Genomic DNA, 24,469 nt, shown 5'->3' with positions numbered 1-24,469 from the left:
AGCAACCACTACCGCATCGGCCAGATCGTGCCCAGCTCCAACACCACGATGGAAACCGAGATCCCGGCAATGCTGGGCGCGCGCCAACTGATACGCCCGGAGCGTTTCACCTTTCACTCCAGCCGCATGCGCATGAAACACGTCAATAAAGAAGAATTGGCGGCGATGGACGCCGAGTCCGATCGCTGCGCGCTGGAGCTGTCCGACGCGCGGGTCGACGTGCTCGGCTACGCCTGCCTGGTGGCCATCATGGCGATGGGGCTGGGTTACCACCGCGAATCGCAGGCCCGGCTGGCGCAGGTGACGAAAGACAATCAGGCCGCCGCGCCGGTCATCAGCAGCGCCGGCGCGCTGGTCAACGGCCTGAAGGTGATCGGCGCCAAACGCATCGCGCTGGTGGCGCCCTACATGAAACCGCTGACCCAGCTGGTGGTGGACTACATCCAGCACGAAGGCATCGAGGTCAAAGTATGGCGCGCGCTGGAGATCCCGGACAACCTCGACGTCGGCCGGCACGATCCGGCCAGGCTGCCGGGGATCGTCGCCGAGATGGACTTACGCGAGGTCGATGCTATCGTGCTGTCCGCCTGCGTGCAGATGCCTTCGCTGCCGGCCGTCCCGACGGTGGAGGCCCAAACCGGCAAACCGGTGATCACCGCCGCCATCGCCACCACTTACGCGATGCTGACCGCGCTGGAGCTGGAACCGATCGTTCCCGGCGCCGGCGCCCTGCTGTCCGGCGCTTATTGAGGAGGCAGAATGAACGACACCCTCAGCGACAACTATCGCGGCGTCTGGGGCCAGCGCATCGGCTTCGGCCGGCGCCCGGCGCTGCTGGCGATCGACTTTATGCAGGCCTACACCACCGAAGGCGCGCCGCTGTTCGCGCCGGGCGTGGTGAGCGCGGTCGAGGAAAGCCGCGAGCTGCTGGCCTGCGCGCGCCGAACGGGAATTCCGGTGATCCACACCCATATCCGCTATCATGCAGGCCATTTTGCCGATGGCGGCTTGTGGGTGAAGAAAGCGCCGGTGATGAAAGACATGGTGGCGGGCAACCCGCTGGCGGCGTTCTGCCCGCCGGTGGCGCCGCTGGCCGATGAGGTGGTGCTGAGCAAGCAATACGCCAGCGCCTTCTTCGGCACCGCGCTGGCGCCGCTGCTGGTGGCGCAAGGGATCGACACGCTGCTGATGATCGGCTGCTCCACCAGCGGCTGCATCCGCGCCAGCGCGGTGGATGCGGTGCAGCACGGCTTTCGCGCCATGGTGGTGCGCGAGTGCGTCGGCGATCGTCACCCCGGCCCGCACGAAGCCAACCTGTTCGACATCGACAGCAAATACGGCGATGTGGTGCACAAACGGGAGGCGCTCGACTACCTGAACCGGTTATGAGTCAACGATTCACCTGCAACGACAATAACGAAGGCGCAAACAGCGCCTCACGCGACCGCCCGAAACAGGGCGGCGCCCATGCAACGCAAACACAACAGGCGCCTCCTGCGGAGGCCAACACGCACCACCTGGAGACAACATCATGGCCATTGTCGACACCCCGCTGGCGGGGAAAGCGGACGCAGAATCGCTGCTGCTGTACCGCAAAATCACCTGGAAACTGATCCCGTTTCTTTGCCTGTGCTACCTGGCGGCCTACCTCGATCGCATCAACGTCGGGCTGGCCAAGCTGCAGATGGCCGACGCGCTGCAGCTGAGCGAAGCGGCCTTTGGTCTGGGCGCCGGGCTGTTCTTCGTCGGCTATATTCTGTTCGAGGTGCCGAGCAACCTGATCCTGCAGCGCGTCGGCGCCAAGATGTGGATCGCCCGCATCATGATCACCTGGGGGCTGCTGTCCACCGCCACCATGTTCGTCACCACGCCGACCCAGTTCTACGTCATTCGCTTTTTGCTCGGCGTGGCGGAGGCCGGTTTCCTGCCCGGCGTGCTCTTTTACCTGACGCTGTGGTTCCCGACCTATCGCCGCGGCCGCATCATCGCGCTGTTCATGATCGGCCTGCCGCTCTCCAGCGTGATCGGCGGGCCGCTCTCCGGCTGGATCATGGGCCATTTCGACATGCGCCACGGGCTGCACGGCTGGCAGTGGTTGTTTTTGCTGGAGGGCATTCCCAGCGTGCTGTTGGGCGTGCTGACCTTCTGGCTGTTGCCTAACACTTATCAGCAGGCCAAGTGGCTGACGCCCGAGGAAAAACAGCGCATCGCCGACGATTTGGCGCGTGACGACGCCGAGGCCGATCACGGCAAGCACAGCTTCCGCGACGGCTTCTTCAACCTGAAAGTGTGGATGCTCGGCGGCATCGACTTCGCTATTCTGCTCAGCGCCTACGCCATGGGCTTTTGGATGCCGACCTTCATCAAAACCGCCGGCGTCACCGACATCACCACCATCGGCTACCTGACGGCGATCCCCAGCGTCGCCGCCCTGCTCGGCATGCTGCTGATCGGCAGCAGTTCGGACCGGCTGCGCGAACGGCGCTGGCATATCATCGTGCCGTTTATCATCGGCGCGCTGGCGATGGCCGGCAGCACCTTCTTCACCCACAATGCGTTGGCCACGGTGCTGCTGTTTTCCATCGCCCAGGCGGCGATCATCGGCGCGGTGCCGGTGTTCTTCAGCCTGCCGGCCACCTTCCTGCGCGGCACGGCGGCGGCGACCGGCTTCGCGCTGGCCTGTTCGCTGGCCAACATCGCCGGGCTGGTTAGCAATTCGCTGATGGGGTTGGCGCTGGATCTGACCGGCAAGAGCGGCGGCGCGCTCTGGGCCTTCGCCGGCTGCCTGCTGCTCAGCTCGCTGCTGGTGGTGGCCCTGCCGGCCAAGGTGGTGAACCGCTGAGCGTCGGCCACGCCAAAAAGACGAAGGGCGCATAATGCGCCCTTCTTTTTGCTTACCGGGAATGGACGAACTTACTCGTCCTTCAGCCCGCGGTTGATCAGCATCGGCTCGATGCTCGGCTCTTTGCCGCGCCAGTCGATGTACAGCTTCTCCAGATCCTGACTGTTGCCGCGCGACAGGATCATGTCGCGGAAGCGCTGGCCGTTTTCGGCGGTCAGGCCACCGTGTTCGGTGAACCACTGGAAGGCGTCGTCCGCCAGCATTTCCGTCCACAGATAGGCATAGTAGCCCGCGGCGTAGCCGTTACCCCAGATGTGCTGGAAGTAGCTGGAACGGTAACGCGGCGGCACGTAGCTGAGATCCACCTTGTCTTTTTGCAGCGATTCGGCCTCGAACTTGTCCACATCCTGCTGCGGCTGATCGGCGGTCAGCATGTGCCAGTGCATATCCAGCAGCGCGGCGGACAGCAGCTCGGTCATGCTGTAGCCCTTGTTGAACTTGTCGGCCTTCTTGATCTTGTCGACCAGTTCCTGCGGCATCGCCTCGCCGGTCTGGTAGTGCTTGGCGAAGTGGCTGAACACTTTCGGATCGCTGACCCAGTGCTCGTTGAACTGCGACGGGAACTCGACGAAGTCGCGCGCGGTGTTGGTACCCGACAGGCTCGGGTATTCCTGATCGGCGAACATGCCGTGCAGCGCGTGGCCGAACTCGTGGAACATGGTGATCACGTCGTCATACGACAGCAGCGCCGGCTGCCCCGGCGCCGGTTTGGTGAAGTTGGCGACGTTGTAGATCACCGGCTTGGTGCCATTGAGCTTCGACTGATCGACGAAGTTGCTCATCCAGGCGCCGCCGCCCTTGTTGTCGCGCTTGAAGTAGTCGGTATAGAACAGCGCCAGCGATTTGCCGTCCTTGTCGAACACTTCATACACCTTGACGTCCGGCTGGTAGACCGGAATGTCCTTGCGCTCTTTGAAGCTGATGCCGTACAGCAGGTTGGCGGCGTAGAACACGCCGTTGTTCAGCACGTTGTTCAGCTCGAAGTAAGGTTTGATCTGCGACTCGTCCAGATCGTACTTGGCCTTGCGCACCTGTTCGGCGTAGAACTGCCAGTCCCAGGCCTGCACCTTGAAATCGCCTTTCTGCTGGTCGATCACCGCCTGAATGTCTTTGGCTTCACGTTCGGCGCGCGCGGTGGCCGCCGGCACGATGTTGCGCATAAAGCTCAGCGCGGCATCCGGTGTCTTGGCCATCTGGTTTTGCAGTTTCCAGGCGGCGTAGTTCGGGTAGCCCAGCAGCCTGGCCTGCTCGGCGCGCACCTTGGCCAGTCGGGAAATGGTCTGGCGGGTATCGTTGCCGTCGCCCTTCTCCGCACGCGTCCAGGAGGCGTCGAACAGCGCTTTGCGGGTATCGCGATCTTTCAGGCTCTGCAGCAACGGCTGCTGGGTGGTGTTCTGCAGCACCAACAGCCACTGTTTCTCCAGCTTGCGCTCGGCGGCCGCCTGCGCTGCCGCGGCCAGCTCACCTTCGGACAGACCGTCCAGCTTCGCCTGGTCGGTTATCGCCAGCGCGCCGTTTTTGCTCGCCGCCAGCAGTTTGTTGGTGAACTGGGTGCTCAGCGTCGCCGCTTCCTGGTTCAGCGCCTTCAGCTTGGCCTTGTCGGCGTCCGACAGGTTGGCGCCCGCCAGCTCGAAGTTCTTATAGGTGACTTCCACCAGCCGACGTGACTCCGGATCCAGCTTTAGCGCATCGCGATCTTGATAGATGGCCTTGATGCGCGCGAACAGCTTGCCGTTGAGCATGATGTCGTCGTTCAGCGCCGCCAGCTTCGGCGAGGTTTCTTCATCCAGCTTCTGCAGCGCATCGCTGGTATTGGCCGAGGTCATGGCGCCGAACACGTTCATCACCCGCGTCAGCAGCGAACCGGCCTGCTCCAGCGCCACGAAGGTATTTTTAAAGTTAGGCTTGGCCGGGTTGTTGGCGATCTTCTCCACCTCTTCCCGCTTTTGCTTGATGCCCGCGTCGATCGCCGGCGCGTAGTCGCTTTCCTTGATCAGGTTGAACGGCGGCGCCTGGAACGGCAGACGGCTTTGATAGAAGAACGGATTTTGGGTCTTTTGCTTGTCGTGCTGATTGGCTTCACCGGTCACGGTAGCCTCCTTCGCCTGGCCGCTGGGCAGCGCGCTATGGTCGGCGTGAGGTTGGGTTTCTGCTGCCTGTGCCTGCGAGCCCAGCGCCATGCCGATCGCCAGCACCAATGTGGATAAACGCATCAAATCGAAACTCCTCCATGTTCACGGAATAAGGTCTCGGGGAATGGCTCCCTCTGAGTCACCTCCTAGCTTAGGCGCAGTTGGCAGTTTGAGCAAAAACAAGTGATTAGAAGTGAGCCGCCTCGCCGATCTGCTGTATCAGAAAGGTCAGCAGCGCGCGCGTTTTGGCTGGCAGATAGCGGCGGCCGGGATAAACGGCATACAGCTGCAGCGGCGCCGGCGGCAAGCTGGCGCGCCGCGCTGGTGACTATCGGCGGGCTGTGTCTGCTGGCGGCGGTGTTGGTGGCGCTGTTCGTTCCCAGGGATGCGCCGCAGCCACAGGCTGCCGCGCCCGTCACGCTCGATCGCCGGCTGTTGCTGTTCGCCTCCGCCGCCGGTCTGACGCAGTTCAGCCCGATGCTGCTGATCCCGGTGCTGGCGCCGCTGCTCACCCAGCGGTTACAGGTGGCAGACGCGCATTTGTCCTGGCTGTTTCTCATCGGCGGCGTGGCCGGCTATCTGGCGACCGTACTGGCAGGCCGCTGGTTGCAACGCGTTGGCGCCGTGACGCTGACGGTGAGCGCCACGCTGTTGCTGCTGGGCAGCCTGTGGCTGGCGGCGCGCGGTGGCGACCGCGCTGAACTGTTTATGGTGACGTTTCTCGCGGCGGCCTACGCGCGGCTGGTCGCGATCTCTTCCCTGAGCATGCGCTGGCCGGACAATCGGCAACGCGCCGCCTTCGGCACGCTGCAAACCGCCCTGATACACCTGAGCGCCACGGTGGCCTTCTTGCTCTCTTCCGCGCTGCTGAGCGGCGGCCTCACCCCGCGCAGTTTGCAACGCCTGCTGTGGTTGTGCGCACTGAGCGCCGTCGCCGTCGCGCCGCTCAGCGTTTGGCTGCAGGCGCGGCTGCGTCAGCGCGGCGCCTCATAAACCACCTTACCGTCCACATAGGTGCGATAAATGTTGCGATCGTCCCCCAGGGTCATCAGCACGAACCCTTGATCCATCAGCGTGGCGCTGTTGGCGTGACGCAGCTGCTGCAGCGGCGTCACCGCCGGATCGAGCACCACGAAATCCGCCTCTTTGCCGACGTTGAAGTTGCCGATTTTGTCGTCCAGCGCCAGCGCGCGCGCGCCGCCCAGGGTGGCATGATAGAACGCTTCTACGGCGGAGAGCCGGTAATGCTGCAGCTGGCCGACCTTGTACGCCTCGCCTAACGTGCGCAGCATATTGAAGGTGGTGCCGGCCCCCACGTCGGTGCCGATGCCGAGCTTCACCTGCTTGCGCCAGGCCTGCTGCAGGTCAAACAGCCCGCTGCCGAGAAACAGGTTGGAGGTGGGACAAAAGGCGATCGCCGAGCGGGTATCGCACAAGCAGTCCCACTCCTGCTCCTCCAGATGCAGGCAATGGGCGAATACGCTTTTATCGCCGGTCATGCCGTAGCGGTGGTAAACATCCAGATAGCTGCGGTGTTGCGGGAACAGCGCTTTTACCCAGGCCACTTCCTGCGGGTTCTCGCTCAGGTGCGTCTGCAGCCAAACGTCGGGATATTCTTCGCGCAGCCGCTGCACCTGCGCCAGCAGCGCCGGCGTACTGGTGGGCGCAAAGCGCGGCGTAATGGCGTAACCGAGGCGGCCTTTGCCGTGCCAGCGTTCGATCAGTTCGCGCGTCTGGCGATAACTCTGCTCCGGCGTTTCCAGCAGCGCCTCCGGCGCATGGCGATCCATCATGACCTTGCCGGCGATCAGGCGCATGTTCAGCGCTGCCGCCTGGCTGAACAGCGCATCGACCGACTGTGGATGCACGGTGCCGAACACCAGCGCGGTGGTGGTGCCGTTACTCAGCAACTGCTGCAGAAAGAAAGCCGACATCGCGTCGGTGTGCTGCTCACAGTCGTAACGGCTTTCGGTCGGGAAGGTGTAATTGTTTAACCAGTCCAGCAGTTGATCGCCATAGGCGCCAATCATTTCGGTTTGCGGATAGTGGATATGGGTATCGATAAAACCCGGCACGATAAGCTTGTCGCGATACTCCGTGACCGCGAAGCCCGGCGGCAGCAGCGCCTCGCCCTGCCGCCAGCTGCCGAACCAGACGATGACGCCGTCGTTCAGCAGCAGCAAACCGTCGGGAACATGCCGCAGGCGTTCTTCGAGCTGTTGCGGCGCCTCCACACAGGCTGCGATATCAAAAAAATTGCCACGAATAGCCGTGGTGAATTGCAGTGCCATTATTTTCTTCCTTGTGACGACCGACCAAGCTCACCCGCGAAATAACCTGCGCCGATGAAACAAGGCTTTTTTGCCCAAACGCAAAGACCGGCTTAAGCATAGCAAGCCGTATGCCAATAGGCGGCGATAAAATACATTTTTAAATAAAAACAATTAATTAGTAATTAACCTAAAAGCATAGACCGGCGAAAGAGAATAAGACCCACGCTCAGTCTTCGACGGCGGATAAATAGCAACCGTTTGCTTGCCGAAATAACACCGCGCCGCTGCACCTTTAATGGGCAAACGACGCTCTTTACGACCGTCCGCTTTATTTCAACACCGCTTCCGGGGGCGGAACCCCAGCCTGGAGGCAACGGCCAAACTTGAAACGATAACTATTCTCAATTATCATCCGCGCATCTTTTTGACCAGCAATGCGAAAACCATGTCCGCCACCGCCTCTGCCCCGCACGCCGCGCTGTCGCGCCTTTACGCCACCCACCACGCCTGGTTGCAGGGATGGTTGCGTCGGCGGCTGGGCTGCGCTTTCGACGCGGACGATGTGGCGCAGGACACCTTTATGCGCCTGCTGAAAAGCGACGCCGCGGCGACCCTGCGCGAGCCGAAAGATTTTCTGGTCACCGTCGCCAAGCGGGTGATGGTCGATCTGTTCCGCCGCAGAACGCTGGAGCGCGCCTATCTTGAGATGCTGGCGCTGATCCCGGAAGGCTACGCCCCGTCGCCGGAGCAGCGCCAGAGCCTGCTGGAAAGCCTGCAGCAGATCGACGCCATGCTCGACGGCCTGGGGCCGAAGGTAAAACAGGCCTTTCTGTTGTCGCAGCTCGAAGGCCTGGGCTATGCGGACATCGCCGCGCGCCTCGGCGTGTCGGTCAGTTCGGTTAAAAAATACATGGCCAAAGCCACCGAGCATTGCCTGCTGTTCAGCCTCGAAAACGACGTTTATTCATGAGCAACGCCATCACCCCCGAGCAGCGCCAGGCGCTGAAAATGGCCGCACACTGGTATGCCCTGCTGTGCGACGAGCACGTCACCGAACGCCAGCGCCAACAGTGGCAAGCCTGGCACCAGCAGCATGACGATCACCGCTGGGCCTGGCAGCGCGTCGAAGCATTGCAGAGCCAGCTGCAGGGCGTGCCGGGCAAATTCAGCTATCGCACGCTCGATCGCGCCGGCCGTCAATCGGCGATCGATCGCCGCACCCTGCTGAAAAGCCTGCTGCTGTTGCTCGGCGTGGGCGGCGGCGGCTTCTTCTACCGGTCGCCGCTCGGCCAGGAGCTGCGCGCCGACTACCGCACCGCCACCGGCGAAATCAAACCCATTGTGTTAAGCGACGGCACCCAACTGGTGCTGAACACCGCCAGCGCGGTGGACGTGCATTACGACGATCGCCAACGACTGATCCGCTTGCACGCCGGGGAAATCAGCCTGGTTACCGGACGCGATGCCCGGCCGCTGTGGGTGCAGAGCCCGCAAGGGGCGATGCGCGCGCTCGGCACCCGTTTTTTGGTGCGCGAGAGCGGCGGCGAAACGCGCCTGACGGTGCTGGAGCATGCAGTCGAAGCGCAGCTGGCGCAAGACGCGCAACAAAAGCGCCGGGTGAACGCCGGCGAACAGATAAGCTTCAGCGCGGCGGCCTTCAGCGATAAGCAACCGGCTACGGCGGAAGAGGGCTGGCTACACGGGGTGCTGAGCGTCAGCCAGTGGCGGCTGGACCGGGTGATCGCCGAACTGGCGCGCTATCGGCGCGGCCACCTGAGCTGCGATCCGGCCGTTGCCGGCCTGCGCGTCAGCGGCAGTTTCCCGCTCAACGATACCGATCGCGCCCTCGCCCTGCTCAGCCAGACGCTGCCGGTACGCCTGCAAAGCTTTACCCGCTATTGGTTGCAAATCGTCCCCGCCTGAATTTTTTAAATGAAAATGATAAAAAATCGCATTCTTGATTGTCCCTTTTGCTTTGCTCATCCGACTCCCAGGAAAACACTGCAGCAATAAATAAAAAATGATTCAGGAGAAGGTATGAACAACGCTTGGGGAAAGGTCGCTCCGGCTTCGCTTTGGGGAAAACGGGCCACGCCGCTGGCCGTGGCCATTGGCCTGGTCTTCGCTGCACCGCAGATGGCGAGCGCCGCCAGCGCCGCTGCCGCCTATCACATTCCGGCCGGTGAGCTGGACGGCGCGCTGAACGCTTTCGCCGCGCGCGCCGGCATCGCGCTCTCGGTGGACGGCGCACTAACCGCCGGTAAACGTTCGCCGGGCCTGAGCGGCAGCTACGGCGTCGATGACGGCCTGAACGCCCTGCTGGCGGGCAGCGGCCTGCAGGCTAAAGCGCTCGGCAACAACGGCTACACGCTGGCCAAACTGCCGCAGCCGCAGAAAGAAGAAGACATCACCGTGGTCGGCGACTGGCTGGCGGAAGGCCGTCAGGCAGACGTGTTCGAACACCCCGGCGCGCGCGACGTAGTGCGCCGCGAAGACTTCGTCAAAACCGGCACCACCACCGTGCGTGAAGCGTTGAACCGCGTGCCGGGCGTGGTGGCCCCGGAAAACAACGGCACCGGCAGCCACGATATGGCGCTGAACTTCGGCATACGCGGCCTCAACCCGCGCCTCGCCAGCCGCTCCACCGTGCTGATGGACGGCATCCCGGTGCCCTTCGCCCCTTACGGCCAGCCGCAGCTGTCGCTGGCACCGGTCTCGCTCGGCAATATGGATGCGATTGACGTGGTGCGCGGCGGCGGCGCGGTGCGCTATGGGCCGCAGAGCGTCGGCGGCGTCGTCAACTTCGTTACCCGCGCCATCCCGAAAACCTTCGGCCTGGAGGCCGGCATGCAGGGGCAGCTCAGCCCGACCTCGCGCCAGGATCACCCGAAAGGCACCGGCAACCTGATGATCGGCGGCACCGCCGACAACGGCTTCGGCGCGGCGCTGCTTTACTCCGGCACCCGCGGCAGCGACTGGCGCGAGCACAGCGCGACCAAGATAGACGACGTGATGCTGAAAAGCCGCTACGCCCCGAACGAGGTGCACACCTTCAACAGCCTGCTGCAATACTACGAAGGCGAAGCGAACATGCCGGGCGGCCTGAGCCGGGCGGACTACAACGCCAACCCGTTCCAGTCTACGCGCCCGTACGACAAGTTCTGGGGCCGCCGCCAGTTGGCGAACTTCGGTTACCAATATCAGCCTGATCAGCAGCATAAGTTCGACGTGCAGAGCTTCTACACCTACACCCTGCGCAGCGGCTATCTGGATCAGGGCAAGAACCTGACGCTGTCGCCGCGCGAATACTGGGTGCGCGGCGTAGAACCGCGCTACAGCCAGAGTTTCCGCTGGGGAGATTCCGCCCATGAGGTCGGCGTCGGCTACCGTTACGTCAGTGAGTCCACCCATGAGCTGCGCTACACCAGCAAGGCCAGCACCGGCAGGCTGCCGTCCACCGCCAGCCCGTACGATCGCGACACCCAGTCCGGCACCGAGGCGCACGCCTTCTATCTCGACGATCGCATCGACATCGGCGACTGGACCATCACGCCGGGCATGCGCTACGAGTACATCAAGTCGTATCAGAACAACTACATCAAGAATAACCGCCTCGACGTCAGCTATAACGCGCCGCTGCCGGCGTTGAACGTGATGTATCACCTGAACGAATACTGGAACCTGTACGCCAACACCGAAGGCTCCTTCGGCACCGTACAATACAGCCAGATGGGCAAAGCGGTCGACAGCGGCAAGATTGAACCGGAGAAGGCGCGCACCTGGGAACTGGGCACCCGCTACGCCGGCGATGCGCTGACCGGCGAGATCGGGCTGTTCCTGATCAACTTCAACAACCAGTACGATTCCAACCAGGTGACCGACAGCGTGACCGCGCGCGGCAAAACCCGCCACGCCGGGCTGGAAGGCAGCCTGCGTTACGATCTGTCGCAGCTGACGCCGAAACTGGACGACCTGACCGCCTACGCCAGCTACGCCTACGTCAACGCCACCATCCGCGAAGACGGCGGCTACAAGGGCAACCAGGTGCCGTTCTCGCCGAAGCATAAAGGCACCCTGGGGCTGGACTACACGCCGGGCAACTGGGCGTTTAACCTTAACGGCGAGTTCCAATCCAACCAGTTCGCCGACAACGCCAACACCGTGGCGGAAAGCGCCGACGGCAGCACCGGCCGCATTCCCGGCTATATGCTGTGGGGCGTGCGCGCCGCCTATGATTTCGGCCCGGAAATGGCCGGCCTGAATCTGGGCGTCGGCGTGAAAAACCTGTTCAACCACGAGTATTTCACCCGCGCCTATGACGACAACAACAAAGGTCTGTACATCGGCCAGCCGCGCACGATCTATCTGCAAGGTTCGGTGAAGTTCTGATCCTCAACGGCGGGCGCGGTTAACCGTGCCCGCCGCCTTTCCCGTCGACGTGACGACGTCACATAAAACCGTTCCTCCGCGTCGCCGCAGCGGCGAAAAATAAGTCGCTTCTGACGCCAATACGCGTAATATCGACGATCCGCCCCGATTTATGTGCGCGGATTTTTTGCCGTTATGGCCTGAAAAGCGAGGAAATAAAATGAATCACAATGACCTTTCTCAGTGCCGCGTTGACACCGACCGTTTGTTGATTGCCCCCTTTACCGCAGCAGACGCCGACGATGTTTACCAGGCGATCACCCCCACGCTGACGCGCTTTATGACCTTTGAGCCGGAGGCGTCGCCGGAAGATTTCGCCAACGTTTGGCAAAGCTGGCTGCCGCTGATGCGCGAAGGCGAAGAAGTGATCTTCGTCGCCCGCCGGCGCGAAGACCGGCAGTTTGTCGGCGTCGGCGGCGCGCACAACCTGCGCAGCCCCACCCCGGAGCTGGGCATCTGGGTGAAAGAGAGCCTGCATGGCCAGGGCTACGGCCGCGAAATCGTGCAGGGCATCGCGCGCTGGGCCAGCGAGCGCTTTCAGCCGCCGCACTTTCTCTACCCGGTGGCCGAGCAGAATACCGCCAGCCGCCGCCTCGTCGAGTCGCTGGGCGGCGTGCTGGCAGGCCGTTGCGAACGCATCAAGTATGACGCCGTGGTCTACCACCTGCCGCCTCAGCGCTAATCAGCATCGGGCCGCTGGCCCGGTGTGACCTTTTTTCCTTTCCGCCGTGATAACCGCTGCCACTGCCTGCGGGTTTGTGCTAATGATAGAGGCATGTAGGGTAAAAACAGTTGAGGAACAGCAACATGATTATTTTTGTTACCGGCGCCACCTCCGGTTTCGGCGAGGCCATTGCGCGCCGTTTTATCCGTGAAGGCCACCAGGTGATCGCCGCCGGGCGCCGCCTTGAGCGTCTCGAAGCGCTGCAGGAAGAATTGGGGGAAGCGTTGCACATCGTGCGGCTCGACGTGCGCAACCGCGCCGCCATTCAGCAGGTGATAGAAGCGCTGCCGGCCGAGCTGCGCCAGATCGACGTGCTGGTGAACAACGCCGGGCTGGCGCTGGGGCTGGAGCCGGCGCACAAGGCCAACGCCGATGACTGGGAAACCATGATCGACACTAACGCCAAAGGGCTGGTGAACATGACCCGCGCGCTGCTGCCCGCCATGGTCGAGCGCAACGTCGGCCACGTGATCAACATCGGTTCCACCGCCGCCAACTGGCCCTATGCCGGCGGCAACGTGTACGGCGCCACCAAGGCGTTCGTCAAGCAGTTCAGCCTGGGCCTGCGCGCCGATCTGCACGGCACGCGCATCCGCGTGACCGATATCGAGCCGGGCCTGGTGGGCGGCACCGAGTTCTCCAACGTGCGCTTCAAGGGCGATGACGGCAAGGTCAATAAAACCTACGAAGGCGCCGATGCGCTGACGCCGGAAGACATCGCCGAGTCGGTATTCTGGGTCGCCACGTTGCCGGCGCGCGTCAACATCAACACGCTGGAAATGATGCCGGTCAGCCAGTCCTTCGCCGGGCTGAACATCCACCGCGGCGCCTGAGCCCTGTCGGCGGGAGGCAACTCCCGCCGTGTTTCCTCAGGCCGCGCGCCAGCCGGAAACGATAATCAGCATGCCCGCCAGCGCCACCCCGGCGCCGACCCAATCCAGCGCAGACAGCTTCACGCCGTCCACCACTCGCAGCCACAGCAGCGCCGTCGCCACATACACGCCGCCATAGGCCGCGTAGACCCGCCCGCTGGCCGCAGGATGCAGCGTCAACAGCCAGACGAACAGCATCAGGCTCAAGGCCGCCGGCAACAGCAGCCAGGCGCTGCCCTGCTTCTTGAGCCACAGGTAAGGCAGGAAACAGCCGATAATTTCAGCGAGGGCGGTGGCGAAAAACAACAGCGTAGTTTTTAACATCGGTCGCAGTTTTCTCTCGATAAAGTAAACGAATCGGCGCTTGGCTGGTGAATTCCAGGAGCGCGGTGGTATATTTGTCACCACGCCTGCGGGCGAGGTAACGCCAGTGCCGCCTTCATCAGGCGCACTCACTCATAAGGATGAAACGATGAAAACATTTTCGACCCAACGACTGCTGCGCGGGATGCTGCCGGTCGCCATGCTGGCCGTAATGGGCGCCTGGCAGGCGCCGGCGCTGGCCGCCACCTGCACTCAGGGCAGTACCTGCGTCACCGTCGATGGCAAAGGCAGCGGCGCGATGAGCACCGAAGAAGCGCGCCAGAGCAAAGAGCAGTGGAATGATACCAAATCCCTGCGCCACAAGGTTAACACCCGCGTCGAGAAAGAATTCGACAAGATCGATCGCGCGGCGGATGACGAAGATCGCTGCAACGACAGCAACAACGTCAACGCCTACTGGGAGCCGGACACCCGTAAATGTCTGGATCGCCAGACCGGGCGTCGGATTAATCCTTAATCCGCCTGCGGCGGGCGGGCAAGCGTGAAACCCGGCCGCCGTTGCTGCTATCCTGTTACAGGAAGTCCATTGTCTAAAAGGATGACGTGATGAAAAAAACGCTGATATTAACCGCTGTGTTGCTGGCCGGCGCGCCGATAGCGGCCCTGGCCTCCTGCGAAAGCGTGAAAGCGGACATTTCGCAAAAAATCGTCAATAACGGCGTACCGGAGTCCGGCTTCAAACTGGAGATCGTGCCAAACGATCAGGCCGATCAAGCGGGCGGCCAGGTGGTCGGCCACTGCGAAAACGACACCCAGAAGATCGTCTACACCCGCCTGAACAACGGCGATGATCGCGGTGATGCGGCGCAGACCGGCACCAGCCAGGATACCTCCAACACGCAGTAAGCCGCACCGGCTACCCAGGGCGCTCTGCAGCAGCGCCCGCTCCTTCTCTTCCTTACGCCTGTTCCGCCTCTTCCTCTTCGCCCTGCGGCCGACAACGCGCCGGGATCAGCATCGCCGCCGCCAGCGCCAGCAACGACACCAGCGCCGAAACCAGAAACACCCAATGCAGCGAAGCCGCCACTTGCTGGGTCAGCTGCGCCAACGCCTCGCTCCCCATGCTCTGGCGCACCGCCGGTTCCATCAGCCGCTGCACCGGATCGTCAATCTCCGGCAAACGCCACTGCAGGTTGAGATTCAGCGTCGCGCCCAAAATCGCGGTGCCGATGGCCGAGCCCACCATGCGGGTAAACACCGTACAGGCGGTGGCGATGCCGCGAATGCTGTAATGTGCCGCGTTCTGCACCGAAACCAGAAACGTGGTATTGCACAGCCCCATGCCGGCGCCGACCATAAACGCCGCCACCCGGCCCCACAGCAAGCCGCCCTCCGGCTGCAGCAGCAGCAAGATCAGGCCGCCCGCCACCAACAACAGCGCGCCCAGCAGCGCCGTGGCGCGGTACGAGGTCATCAGCATCAAGCGGCCGCTCAGCGTGCTGGCCAGCGGCCACCCGATCGACATCAGCGCCAGCGTGGTGCCCGCCTCCAGCGGCGAGCCCCCCATCACGCCCTGAATGAAGGTCGGCAGAAAGGCGCTGATGCCCATCATCGCCGCGCCGATCACCAGCCCGCCGATGTTGCCGGCGACGATCACCCGGCTTTGCCACAGCGCCAACGGGAACAGCGGTTCGACCGCGCGCCGCTCCTGGCGGACAAGCAGCGCCAGCGCCGCTGCCGCCAGCGCAAACAGCGGCACCACCCACCAACCCAGGCTTTCCATCTGCAACAGCGCCAGCAGCAGCGCCGAAACGAACAGCGTCAGCCAGGCGGTACCGGCCAGATCCAGCGCGTGCTGGCGCAATGGCTGATGCGCCGGCAGATAGCGCCAGAGGAAGAACATCGCCAACAGGCCGATCGGCAGGTTGACCCAGAACACCAACGCCCACGGCAAATGTTGCACGATAAACGCCCCCAACAGCGGGCCGATGATCGCCGACACGCCCCACACGCTCGACAGGTATCCCATCACCTTCGGCCGTTCGGTGGCGCTGTAGATATCGCCGATGATGGTAGAGGCGATCGGCATGATGGCGCCGGCGCCCAGCCCCTGCAGCAGACGAAAGCCGATCAGCCAATACATGTCGGGGGCGAAACCGCACAGTACCGATCCCAACAGGAACAGCGTGGCGCCGAAGAAGAACACCCGCTTGCGGCCGTAGAGATCCGCCAGCCGCCCGTAGATGGGAATGGTGATCGCCTGCGACAGCAAATAGACCGCGAACACCCAGCCCAGCAGCGAGAAACCGCCGAGATCGCCGATGATGGTCGGCATGGCGGTGGCGACGATGGTGGCTTCGATCGCCGACATGAACATCGCCAGCATGCAGGCGATCAGAATCAGCGGGCGGTGAGCGATGGGTGCGGGTGAAACGTTATTTGTCATGGCGTTATGCAGTTTTCCTGGCGTTTTTGTTTTCCCTGAGTATATCAGCAAGCGCCTGCACCGAGTCTATCCGCCCTCACATCCCGTCTTCGCCGACGGCGGATCGCACCATTTGGACTTGTTGTTACGGCGTAACGTTATGCGGCGGATTTTTTTCACTTTCCCCCCATCCCAGCGCTGACGCGGGCTGAGACGCCGATCGGCGCAAACTCAATCACCTGATTTTGTTCATAAAACTTGGCACGGTCAACGACAGGGTGCTATACCTTCCCTAGCCGGAGTCGTTGGGCTTCGTGCTTTCTCGGGTTTAAATATCAGTATCTTATGCTGATTAACTCACGTATTGAGCCTACGTTCAGCACGCTGTGCCGAACGCACCCTTCGCTCAATGTCGCTAACCTCATGCGAAACGCCCGTTTTGTACCGCCACGCCCGCCGGGCCGTGGGTAACAATCAGAGCGGAATGCGCCGTCTCGTCGGCCGCTCCGCGCAACGGAGGACGCAACATCATGCACAAGTCAGCGCCATACCGGCGCCTGCTCCTCGGGAGCCTGTTGTTTATCGCCGTCATCGCACTGCTGGTTTACGGCATCGGTTGGGACACCCTCAAGTCGCGCCGGGAAGATTTGATCTACCTCGGCCAACAACACATGTTCCTGGTGGCCTGCTCCATGCTGCTGTCGCTGCTGGTCGGTATTCCCAGCGGTATCTTGCTGAGCCGCCCTTTCGCCCGCCGCTGGGCGGAACACGTGATGCAAATCTTCAACGTCGGCAACACCCTGCCGCCGCTGGCGGTGCTGGCGCTGGCGATGGTGATCATCGGCATCGGCGATCGGCCGGCGGTGGTGGCGCTGTTCCTCGCCTCGCTGCTGCCCATCGTGCGCAATACCTATGCCGGCCTGCGTTCGGTGCCGCCGGCGCTGGTCGAGGCCGCCAACGGTATTGGCATGACCACCGGGCAGCGGCTGCGCCAGGTCGAACTCCCCAACGCGCTGCCGGTGATTTTCGCCGGGATACGCATCGCGATGGCGATTAACGTCGGCACCGCGCCGCTGGCGTTTTTGATTGGCGCCAGCAGCTACGGCGAGCTGATCTTCCCCGGCATCTACCTGAACGACTTCCCGACGCTGATCCTCGGCGCCGCCGCCACCGCGCTGATCGCCCTGCTGCTCGATCTGGCGCTGGCCGGTCTCGGCCGCCGGCTCAGCCCGCACACCGCATCCTGATGGGAGAAACGCGATGACTCGATGGTTACAACGCCTCCGCCACGCGCTGCTGTTCTCCTTGCTGATGACCGGCGCGGCCGCCTGGGCCGCCCCACTGACGCTGGCGAGCAAGAACTTTACCGAACAGCGCATTCTGTCGGCGATCACCGTGCAATACCTGCGGGCCAAAGGTTTTCAGGTCGAACCCAAGACCAACCTGGCCACGGTGATCACCCGCAACGCCATGATCAACAAGCAGATCGACATGACCTGGGAATACACCGGCACCTCGCTGATCATCTTTAACCACATCAATAAGCGCATGACGCCGCAGGAAACCTACGACACGGTGAAAAAGCTCGACGCCAAACTCGGCCTGGTGTGGCTGCAGCCGGCGGACATGAACAACACCTACGCCTTCGCCATGCAGCGCCGGCGCGCGGAAAAAGAGCAGATTCGCACGATGTCGCAGCTGGTGGCCAAAGTGGAACAGGTGCGTAAAACCGACCCGAAACACAACTGGCTGCTGGGGTTGGATCTGGAGTTTGCCGGCCGCTCGGACGGCCTGAAACCGATGCAGGCGCTGTACGACATGCCGCTCGATCGCCCGCAAATCCGCCAGATGGATCCCGGCCTGGTCTACAACGCCATCCGCGACGGCTTCGTCGACGCCGGGCTGGTGTACACCACCGATGGCCGGGTGAAAGGGTTCGATCTGCAGGTGCTGGAAGACGACAAAGGCTATTTCCCGAGCTACGCGGTCACGCCGGTAGTGCGCGCCGACGTATTGCAAAACACGCCGGGGCTGGAAGCGGCGCTGAACACGCTGTCGAAACAGTTCAACAATCAGGTGATCACCGAGCTGAACGCTAAGGTGGATATCGACTACCAGACGCCGCAACAGGTCGCCGACGCGTTCCTCAAGCAGCGCGGCCTGATTTAGGAGGCATGATGAATACCTTACTTTACGCCTGGCAAAACTGGGCCTATATCGCCGGATTGACGCTGGAACACCTGCTGCTGGTCGGCATCGCCGTCGGCCTGGCGATCCTGATCGGCGTGCCGCTTGGCGTGCTGATCGTCCGCCACAAATGGCTGGCGACGCCGGTGCTGAGCCTGGCCACGCTGGTGCTGACCGTGCCCTCCATCGCCCTGTTCGGGCTGATGATCCCGCTGTTTTCATTGATTGGCCACGGCATCGGCTACGTGCCGGCGATCACCGCGGTGTTCCTCTACTCGCTGCTGCCGATCGTGCGCAATACCCACACCGCGCTCGACAATCTGCCCGGCGGGCTGCGCGAAGCCGGCCGCGGCATCGGCATGACCTTCTGGCAACGGCTGCGCTGGGTGGAGATCCCGGTGGCGCTGCCGGTGATTTTCGGCGGCATCCGCACCGCCGTGGTGATGAATATCGGCGTAATGGCGATCGCCGCGGTGATCGGCGCCGGCGGCCTCGGCCTGCTGCTGCTCAACGGCATCAGCAGCAGCGACATTCGCCAGTTGATTACCGGCGCCGTGATGATCAGCCTGCTGGCGATCGTCCTCGATTGGTTATTGCACCGCTTGCAAATTGCGCTAACGCCCAAGGGGATCCGCTCATGATTAAATTGGAAAATCTGACCAAACAGTTCATGCAAAAGAACGGCACGCCGTTCAACGCCGTCGACAACATCAATCTGGACGTGCCGGAAGGCGAAATCTGCGTGCTGCTCGGCCCTTCCGGCTGCGGCAAAACCACCACGCTGAAGATGATCAACCGCCTGATCGAACCCACCGGCGGCACCATTCTGATCAACGGCGAAGACACCAGCGCGCTGGATACCGTCAGCCTGCGCCGTAAAATCGGCTACGTCATCCAACAGATCGGTCTGTTCCCCAACATGACCATCGAGGAGAACATCACCGTGGTGCCGCGCATGCTGGGCTGGGACAAAAAACGCTGCCACGCCCGCGCCGAGGAGCTGATGAGCATGGTGGCGCTGGATCCCAAGCGCTTTTTGCACCGCTACCCGAAAGAGATGTCCGGCGGGCAGCAACAGCGCATCGGCGTGATCCGCGCGCTGGCGGCCGATCCGCCGGTGCTGCTGATGGATGAACCCTTCGGCGCGGTGGATCCGATCAACCGCGAAACCATCCAGAACGAGTTTCTCGACATGCAGCGCCAGCTGAAAAAGACCGTGATGCTGGTCAGCCACGACATCGACGAAGCGCTGAAGCTCGGCGATCGCATTGCGGTGTTCCGCCAGGGCAAAATCGTGCAGAACGCCAGCGCCGATGAGCTGCTGGCGCGGCCGGCGAACGAGTTCGTCGCCTCCTTTGTCGGCCAGGATCGCACGCTGAAGCGCCTGCTGCTGGTGCAGGCCGGCGACGTGGCAGGCCAACAAGAGACGGTGACGGTGCGCCGGGAAACGCCGCTGGTGGAGGCGTTCGGGCTGATGGACGATATCGACGCCCGTTCAGTGACGGTAGTGGACGCCGACGGCAAGCCGCTGGGCTACGTCAAACGCCGTGAGGCGCGCGGCGCGCCGGGGGTGTGCGCCGACAGCCTGCACCGTTTCCGCGTCACCGCCCGCGCGGAAGAGAACCTGCGCGTGGTGCTGTCGAAGCTGTACGAACACAACACTTCCTGGATGCCGATCGTCGATGAAGACGGCCGCTACAGCGGCGAAATCTCGCAGGATTATATCGCCGACTACCTCAGTTCCGGCCGCACACGCCGGGTGTTGACGCCGCAATAACCCACGCCGGGGCGCTCGCCGCCCCGCCCATGCCGCAGTTTGCTAAAGATTCACTGGTCATCGGCCGGAGCGCCAAGCACAATGCGCTGATGACCCTTTGATTTTTCTCACGACGCCGCCCACGCATGAAAAGATTGGTCCATCTGCACCACTATCGCGCCCTGCTGCGCAGCCTGTTTATCGCCGTGTTTATCGGCGTCGCCGCCGCCCTGGCGGTGTGGCTGTTCCACCGTTCGATGATTGGCCTCGAGTGGCTGCTGCTCGGCAATGCCGACGGCAGCCTGGTGGCCGCCGCCGCCGCGCTGCCCGGCTGGCGACGCGCGCTGACGCCCGCGCTGGGCGGTCTGGCGGCGGGCCTGCTGCTGTACATTCACCAGCGCTACCGCCACCAGCGCCCGGCGGCGCCCACCGACTATATGGAAGCGATTGAGACCGGCAACGGCAAGCTGGATACCGGCGCCAGCCTGGTGAAGTGTCTGGCGTCGCTGCTGGTGGTGTCGAGCGGCAGCGCCATCGGCCGCGAAGGCGCGATGATCCTGCTGGCGGCGCTGGTGGGATCGCTCTTCGCCCAACGCTTTACGCACGAGAAAGAATGGAAACTGTGGGTGGCCTGCGCCGCCGCCGCCGGGATGGCCAGCGCCTACCATGCGCCGTTGGCGGGCAGCCTGTTTATCGCCGAGATCCTGTTCGGCACCCTGATGCTGGCCTCACTCGGCCCGGTGGTGATCGCCGCAGTGAGCGCTCTGCTGATGACCAACCTGCTCAACGGCGGCCAGGCGCCGCTCTACCTGGTGACGCCGCTCTCCGCTCCCTTGCCGACGCAATACCTGCTGATGGCGCTGGTCGGCGTGGTGGCCGGCGCCGGCGGGCCGCTGTTTTTGTGGTTGATGACCGCCACCGGCCGCGCCTTCCGATCGCTGCGCCTGAAGCCGCCATTGCAGCTGGCGTTGGGCGGCCTGATCGTCGGGCTGCTTTCGCTGCTGTTTCCGCAAGTGTGGGGCAATGGCTACAGCGTGGTGCAGGCGCTGCTGATCGCGCCGCCGGGGGTGTTGCTGCTGGGCGCGATCCTGGTGTGTAAACTGTTGGCAATCCTCGCCAGCAGCGGCTCGGGCGCGCCCGGCGGGGTCTTCACCCCGACGCTGTTCGTCGGCGCCGCGCTCGGATCGATAATCGGTCAGCTGTTCGGCCTGTGGCCGGGCATGGATGCGGCGGTGCCGCTGCTGCTGGCGCTGACCGGCATGGCCACCCTGCTGGCCGCCACCACCCATGCGCCGATCATGGCGGCGCTGATGGTGTTTGAAATGACCGGTGAATACGCGCTGCTGCCCGGCATTCTGCTCGCCTGCGTGATCGCCACCACCGTGTCGCGCGGCCTGCGGCCGATCTCGGTGTACCACACGGCGCCGCTGCCCAAGCGCGAGGTTTAGAACTCACCCTGCTGCAATATTTTCCTGAACTGCGGGCACTGCAGGTGCTCGGGTTCAGGGCAATCAACCATGTGCCGCAGCCCGTCGCGCACCTGTATCAGGCGCTGGATATGGCGATCCAACTCATCCGCCCGCGCCGCCAGCAACACGCGATCGAGCGCGATTTTGCCCCGTTCGTCAAACAAGGCGCTCATCTCATCCAACGTAAAACCGGCCAGGCGCGCGAGGGCGATCAACCGCAGTTGATCGAGCACCCCGGCGGCGTATTGACGGCGCAAACCGTGGCGGCCTATCGACGCGATCAGCCCCTTTTTCTCGTAATGCCGCAGCGCAGAAGGCGCGACTCCGCTCAGGCGCGCCACCGCGCCGATATCCAGTTCTTTTGCCATTGACTTGAAGCCGGCTTTAAGTTGCACACTGTGCGCACCTTATCACGTCACTGAGCCAAGGACACCCCTATGACTCCCGATTTGTTATTGCGCATTCTGTTAACCGGCGCCGGCGCCACCCTCTGCATGGATTTGTGGGCGTTGCTGCTGAAGCGGCGCTTCGGCATCCCTTCCCTCGATTACGCGCTGGTGGGCCGCTGGTTTCTCGGCATGTTCGACGGCCGCTGGTTTCACGCCACCATCGTCACGGCGCCGCCGCGCCAGGGTGAGAGAAAAATCGGCTGGATACTGCACTACGCCATCGGCTTGGCGTTCGCCTTTATCCCGCTCGGTTTGGCGGGCATCGAGTGGTATGCGGCGCCGGAACCGCGCATCGCGCTGTTGAGCGGCTGGCTGAGCCTGGCGGCGCCGTTTCTGGTGATGCAGCCCGCGCTGGGCTTTGGCGTGGCGGCGGCGAAAACCGCCAATCCGCGCAGAGCGCGGCTCCTCAGCCTGCTCACCCACACGGTGTATGGGCTGGGCCTGCTGATCGCCGCCCGGTTGTTGGCGACGTTCTGCGCCTGAATGGGCTACAGCAACGTGGAAATATCGAGGTAGTGCGCCAGTTCGCGCTGCTCCGCGCGCGGCAGATACGGAATTTCACCCAGCAGCGGCGCGGAAATGCGCTGCTGCAGCGCCGTGATGGTTTCGGCATAGTGCGCCAACCCCGGATTGATGCGGTTGGCCACCCAGCCCAGCAGCGGCAGGCCGTCGTTGATGATCGACTGCGCGGTCAGCAGCGCGTGGCTGACGCAGCCCAGCTTGATACCCACCACCAACACCACTGGCAGTTGCTCCTGCACCACCCATTCGGCGTACGGCCGCAGATCGTTCATCAGCACGCGCCAGCCGCCGCTGCCCTCCACCACCACCGTATCGGCTTTGGTGGACAGATCGCGCAGGCCGCTGCTCATCAGGCCGTAGTTGATGTCCTCGGTGGCATGCGCATGAAACACCTCATCCAGACAGGTGATGGGATTGATCTCCTCATAGCACAGCGGCAAGGTGGAAGATGCCTGCAACACCAAAGCGTCTTTATTGCGGATGCCCTCGCTGGTTTCCTGGCAGCGCGCGGCGATCGGCTTGTAGCCCGCGACCGAGCGGCCATCGGCGGCCAGCGCCTGCATCAACCCGCGGGAAACCACGGTTTTACCGACGTCAGTATCCGTGCCTGTCACAAATAAACGCTTCAACATGAATAAAATGCCCCAGAATGCCCCGTTAACAATGTATCGCCGCACCGGCGGCGAAGAAGTCTTGCGGAAAAATTCTAGGGGATGCCGCCACGTAGGGGCTTGAGGTAGCTCAATCTTTTGCAGGATTAATAAGAAGTTCTGATGTTAGCCTTGCAGCAGCTGCACCAGCAATGAACCGTTATACAGCGCCTCTTTCACCAGCGCCGCGCCGGGCATGGTGCCCTGATTGAAGAACTGCGTGGATTCAACCTTGACCTGCTCGCTGTAGGCCGGCAGCGCCTGCTGGCGAATGCAGGAGGCGATGGCCGGGTGCAGGATCTCCGCCGCGCGGTTGAGCGGCGAACCCACCAGGATCTTCTCCGGATTGAACAGGTTGACCATGATAGCCAGAATGCGCCCCACGCTGTGGCCGACGCCGAGGATGATGTCCCGCGCCAGTTGATCGCCCGCCAGCGCGGCGTCGCACAGCGATTCAACGGTCAGCGGCGCGCCGTGCAGGCTGGAGCTCATCGAGCCGCTCAGCCGCTGCTGGGCGATCTCCAGCATGTTCTCGATGCTGGCCACGGTCTCGAGGCAGCCGTGGTTGCCGCAGTAACAGCGTTTGCCGTAAGGATCGACCTGGGTGTGGCCGATCTCCACCACGCTGTGGCTGCCGGCATGCAGCACGTGGCCGCCGGTGATCACGCCGGCGCCGACGTTGTGGTCGATCACCACCTGAATCACGTTCTGGCTGCCGCGCGAGGCGCCGTACAACGCCTCGGCCATGGTCCAGGCGCTGATGTCGTGTTGCAAATAGACGGGCAGACCGGTCCGGGTTTCCAGCGCCGGGCCGAGCGGCATCTCCAGCACGTCGTAAAACGGCATGCGGTGCACCACGCCGGACTGCACGTCGATAATACCCGGCAGCGTAATGGCGATCGCCGTCAACCGTTCCAGCTTGCTTTGGTGGCGAATAAAGAATTGATCGACTTCGGTCAGGATGCGTTTCAGCAGCGGTTCAGGGTGTTCGGCCGCCAGCGGCAGCTGCTCCTCAACCACCAGTTTGCTGCTCAGATCGCGCAGCGCCAGCGTGATGCTGCCGCGGCTGATGCGGGCGGACAGGTAGTGCCAGGCCTCGGTGTCCAGCACCAGCCCCACCGCCGGGCGGCCCCGGCTGCCGATTTCCTGGTACTCGGTTTCCTTGACCAGATGGGCTTCCAGCAGTTCGCGCACGATCTTGGTGATGCTGGCGGGCGCCAGCTGTGCGCGTTTTGACAGTTCGATGCGCGAAATCGGGCCCAGTTGATCGATTAGCCGATAAACCGCCCCCGCATTGGTCTGTTTGATTTGATCAATATGCCCAGGCTGCCCAACCGCAATCACAAACCGGCTCCT

At 63.0% G+C, this 24,469-nt stretch carries 24 protein-coding genes and 1 pseudogene; 17 read left to right on the top strand and 8 right to left on the bottom strand.

The window, feature by feature from the left end; translation table 11 throughout:
• Nucleotides 1–48: 48 nt before the first annotated feature.
• The 3 genes from CPH57_RS08020 (at nucleotide 49) to CPH57_RS08010 (ending at nucleotide 2,842) form a co-directional block, all read left to right on the top strand.
• Nucleotides 49–750: an Asp/Glu racemase gene (locus CPH57_RS08020; RefSeq protein WP_170310522.1), complete on the top strand. Its 702-nt coding sequence runs from the start codon at nucleotides 49–51 to the stop codon at nucleotides 748–750.
• Nucleotides 751–759: 9 nt separating this feature from the next.
• The gene (locus CPH57_RS08015; RefSeq protein ID WP_033634448.1) at nucleotides 760–1,389 is read left to right on the top strand and encodes an N-carbamoylsarcosine amidohydrolase; all 630 of its coding nucleotides are present in this window, start codon (nucleotides 760–762) and stop codon (nucleotides 1,387–1,389) included.
• A gap of 142 nt (nucleotides 1,390–1,531) precedes the next feature.
• On the top strand, nucleotides 1,532–2,842 hold the full coding sequence (locus CPH57_RS08010; protein WP_016927840.1) for an MFS transporter: 1,311 nt from the start codon (nucleotides 1,532–1,534) through the stop codon (nucleotides 2,840–2,842).
• 71 nt (nucleotides 2,843–2,913) lie between these two features.
• On the opposite strand, the gene dcp is transcribed toward CPH57_RS08010, so the two are convergent.
• Nucleotides 2,914–5,115 (bottom strand): peptidyl-dipeptidase Dcp, encoded by a 2,202-nt coding sequence (gene dcp, locus CPH57_RS08005; RefSeq protein ID WP_047575911.1) that lies wholly within the window; start codon nucleotides 5,113–5,115, stop codon nucleotides 2,914–2,916.
• A gap of 106 nt (nucleotides 5,116–5,221) precedes the next feature.
• Nucleotides 5,222–5,332: pseudogene (locus CPH57_RS08000) on the bottom strand (LysR family transcriptional regulator); the annotation flags it as partial.
• 26 nt (nucleotides 5,333–5,358) lie between these two features.
• Here CPH57_RS08000 and CPH57_RS07995 point away from each other — a divergent pair.
• Nucleotides 5,359–6,027, top strand: coding sequence for a hypothetical protein (locus CPH57_RS07995; protein ID WP_231922822.1), 669 nt, complete (start codon nucleotides 5,359–5,361; stop codon nucleotides 6,025–6,027).
• On the opposite strand, the gene guaD is transcribed toward CPH57_RS07995, so the two are convergent.
• Nucleotides 6,009–7,325, bottom strand: coding sequence for a guanine deaminase (gene guaD / locus CPH57_RS07990; protein ID WP_069100795.1), 1,317 nt, complete (start codon nucleotides 7,323–7,325; stop codon nucleotides 6,009–6,011). The genes CPH57_RS07995 and guaD overlap by 19 nt on opposite strands.
• A gap of 427 nt (nucleotides 7,326–7,752) precedes the next feature.
• Here guaD and fecI point away from each other — a divergent pair, with 427 nt between their 5' ends.
• The 5 genes from fecI to ydfG all read left to right on the top strand — a co-directional run bounded on the left by fecI (nucleotide 7,753) and on the right by ydfG (nucleotide 13,292).
• Nucleotides 7,753–8,277, top strand: coding sequence for a ferric citrate uptake sigma factor FecI (gene fecI, locus CPH57_RS07985; RefSeq protein WP_033650469.1), 525 nt, complete (start codon nucleotides 7,753–7,755; stop codon nucleotides 8,275–8,277).
• Entirely contained in the window at nucleotides 8,274–9,230 is a 957-nt protein-coding gene (gene fecR / locus CPH57_RS07980; protein WP_096242215.1) for a ferric citrate uptake sigma factor regulator FecR, read from the top strand. The genes fecI and fecR overlap by 4 nt, the downstream gene beginning before the upstream one ends.
• Before the next feature lie 213 nt (nucleotides 9,231–9,443).
• Entirely contained in the window at nucleotides 9,444–11,696 is a 2,253-nt protein-coding gene (fecA, locus tag CPH57_RS07975) for a TonB-dependent Fe(3+) dicitrate receptor FecA (RefSeq protein ID WP_226773067.1), read from the top strand.
• A gap of 199 nt (nucleotides 11,697–11,895) precedes the next feature.
• Nucleotides 11,896–12,417, top strand: a complete 522-nt coding sequence (locus CPH57_RS07970) for a GNAT family N-acetyltransferase (protein WP_060660756.1) — start codon at nucleotides 11,896–11,898, stop codon at nucleotides 12,415–12,417.
• A gap of 125 nt (nucleotides 12,418–12,542) precedes the next feature.
• Nucleotides 12,543–13,292, top strand: coding sequence for a bifunctional NADP-dependent 3-hydroxy acid dehydrogenase/3-hydroxypropionate dehydrogenase YdfG (gene ydfG / locus CPH57_RS07965; protein ID WP_033642989.1), 750 nt, complete (start codon nucleotides 12,543–12,545; stop codon nucleotides 13,290–13,292).
• Between the two features lie 36 nt (nucleotides 13,293–13,328).
• Here ydfG and CPH57_RS07960 read toward each other — a convergent pair whose 3' ends face one another.
• On the bottom strand, nucleotides 13,329–13,655 hold the full coding sequence (locus tag CPH57_RS07960; RefSeq protein ID WP_004938563.1) for a YnfA family protein: 327 nt from the start codon (nucleotides 13,653–13,655) through the stop codon (nucleotides 13,329–13,331).
• A 148-nt stretch (nucleotides 13,656–13,803) separates the two neighbouring features.
• Between CPH57_RS07960 and CPH57_RS07955 the strand changes: the two genes are divergently transcribed.
• Both CPH57_RS07955 and CPH57_RS07950 read left to right on the top strand, forming a co-directional pair.
• Nucleotides 13,804–14,172 carry a DUF1283 family protein gene (locus CPH57_RS07955; protein WP_033633135.1) on the top strand — a complete coding sequence of 123 codons (369 nt, stop codon included), beginning with the start codon at nucleotides 13,804–13,806 and terminating at the stop codon, nucleotides 14,170–14,172.
• Nucleotides 14,173–14,261: 89 nt separating this feature from the next.
• Complete coding sequence (locus CPH57_RS07950; RefSeq protein ID WP_033642988.1) at nucleotides 14,262–14,561, top strand: DUF1161 domain-containing protein; 300 nt, start codon at nucleotides 14,262–14,264, stop codon at nucleotides 14,559–14,561.
• Between the two features lie 52 nt (nucleotides 14,562–14,613).
• Here CPH57_RS07950 and CPH57_RS07945 read toward each other — a convergent pair whose 3' ends face one another.
• The gene (locus tag CPH57_RS07945; protein WP_033642987.1) at nucleotides 14,614–16,101 is read right to left on the bottom strand and encodes an MDR family MFS transporter; all 1,488 of its coding nucleotides are present in this window, start codon (nucleotides 16,099–16,101) and stop codon (nucleotides 14,614–14,616) included.
• A 509-nt stretch (nucleotides 16,102–16,610) separates the two neighbouring features.
• On the opposite strand from CPH57_RS07945, the gene CPH57_RS07940 reads away from it, so the two are divergent.
• The 5 genes from CPH57_RS07940 (at nucleotide 16,611) to clcB (ending at nucleotide 21,471) form a co-directional block, all read left to right on the top strand.
• Complete coding sequence (locus CPH57_RS07940; RefSeq protein WP_096242214.1) at nucleotides 16,611–17,327, top strand: ABC transporter permease; 717 nt, start codon at nucleotides 16,611–16,613, stop codon at nucleotides 17,325–17,327.
• Between the two features lie 64 nt (nucleotides 17,328–17,391).
• A complete protein-coding gene (locus CPH57_RS07935; RefSeq protein WP_223524993.1) occupies nucleotides 17,392–18,249 on the top strand; it encodes a glycine betaine ABC transporter substrate-binding protein in 858 nt (285 codons plus the stop codon).
• Nucleotides 18,250–18,257: 8 nt separating this feature from the next.
• Nucleotides 18,258–18,908 carry an osmoprotectant ABC transporter permease OsmW gene (osmW, locus tag CPH57_RS07930; RefSeq protein ID WP_004938544.1) on the top strand — a complete coding sequence of 217 codons (651 nt, stop codon included), beginning with the start codon at nucleotides 18,258–18,260 and terminating at the stop codon, nucleotides 18,906–18,908.
• Complete coding sequence (gene osmV / locus CPH57_RS07925) at nucleotides 18,905–20,044, top strand: osmoprotectant ABC transporter ATP-binding protein OsmV (RefSeq protein ID WP_033642984.1); 1,140 nt, start codon at nucleotides 18,905–18,907, stop codon at nucleotides 20,042–20,044. The genes osmW and osmV overlap by 4 nt, the downstream gene beginning before the upstream one ends.
• Nucleotides 20,045–20,169: 125 nt before the next feature.
• Nucleotides 20,170–21,471, top strand: coding sequence for a voltage-gated ClC-type chloride channel ClcB (gene clcB, locus CPH57_RS07920; protein ID WP_033650478.1), 1,302 nt, complete (start codon nucleotides 20,170–20,172; stop codon nucleotides 21,469–21,471).
• Here clcB and CPH57_RS07915 read toward each other — a convergent pair.
• The gene (locus CPH57_RS07915) at nucleotides 21,468–21,860 is read right to left on the bottom strand and encodes a helix-turn-helix domain-containing protein (RefSeq protein ID WP_033642982.1); all 393 of its coding nucleotides are present in this window, start codon (nucleotides 21,858–21,860) and stop codon (nucleotides 21,468–21,470) included. The genes clcB and CPH57_RS07915 overlap by 4 nt on opposite strands.
• A gap of 69 nt (nucleotides 21,861–21,929) precedes the next feature.
• Between CPH57_RS07915 and CPH57_RS07910 the strand changes: the two genes are divergently transcribed.
• Nucleotides 21,930–22,424 (top strand): DUF2938 family protein, encoded by a 495-nt coding sequence (locus CPH57_RS07910; protein ID WP_033642981.1) that lies wholly within the window; start codon nucleotides 21,930–21,932, stop codon nucleotides 22,422–22,424.
• A 5-nt stretch (nucleotides 22,425–22,429) separates the two neighbouring features.
• Here the strand turns inward: CPH57_RS07910 and bioD are convergent, their stop codons facing one another.
• A complete protein-coding gene (gene bioD / locus CPH57_RS07905) occupies nucleotides 22,430–23,095 on the bottom strand; it encodes a dethiobiotin synthase (protein ID WP_096242213.1) in 666 nt (221 codons plus the stop codon).
• 144 nt (nucleotides 23,096–23,239) lie between these two features.
• Nucleotides 23,240–24,457, bottom strand: a complete 1,218-nt coding sequence (locus tag CPH57_RS07900; protein WP_096242212.1) for an ROK family transcriptional regulator — start codon at nucleotides 24,455–24,457, stop codon at nucleotides 23,240–23,242.
• Nucleotides 24,458–24,469: the final 12 nt, after the last annotated feature.

Source organism: Serratia sp. JKS000199 (assembly GCF_900215455.1).
GTDB classification, from domain to species: Bacteria; Pseudomonadota; Gammaproteobacteria; order Enterobacterales; family Enterobacteriaceae; genus Serratia; species Serratia ureilytica.
The sequence above is the reverse complement of the archived record's forward strand: the minus strand, read 5'-3'. Positions and strand labels throughout refer to the sequence as shown.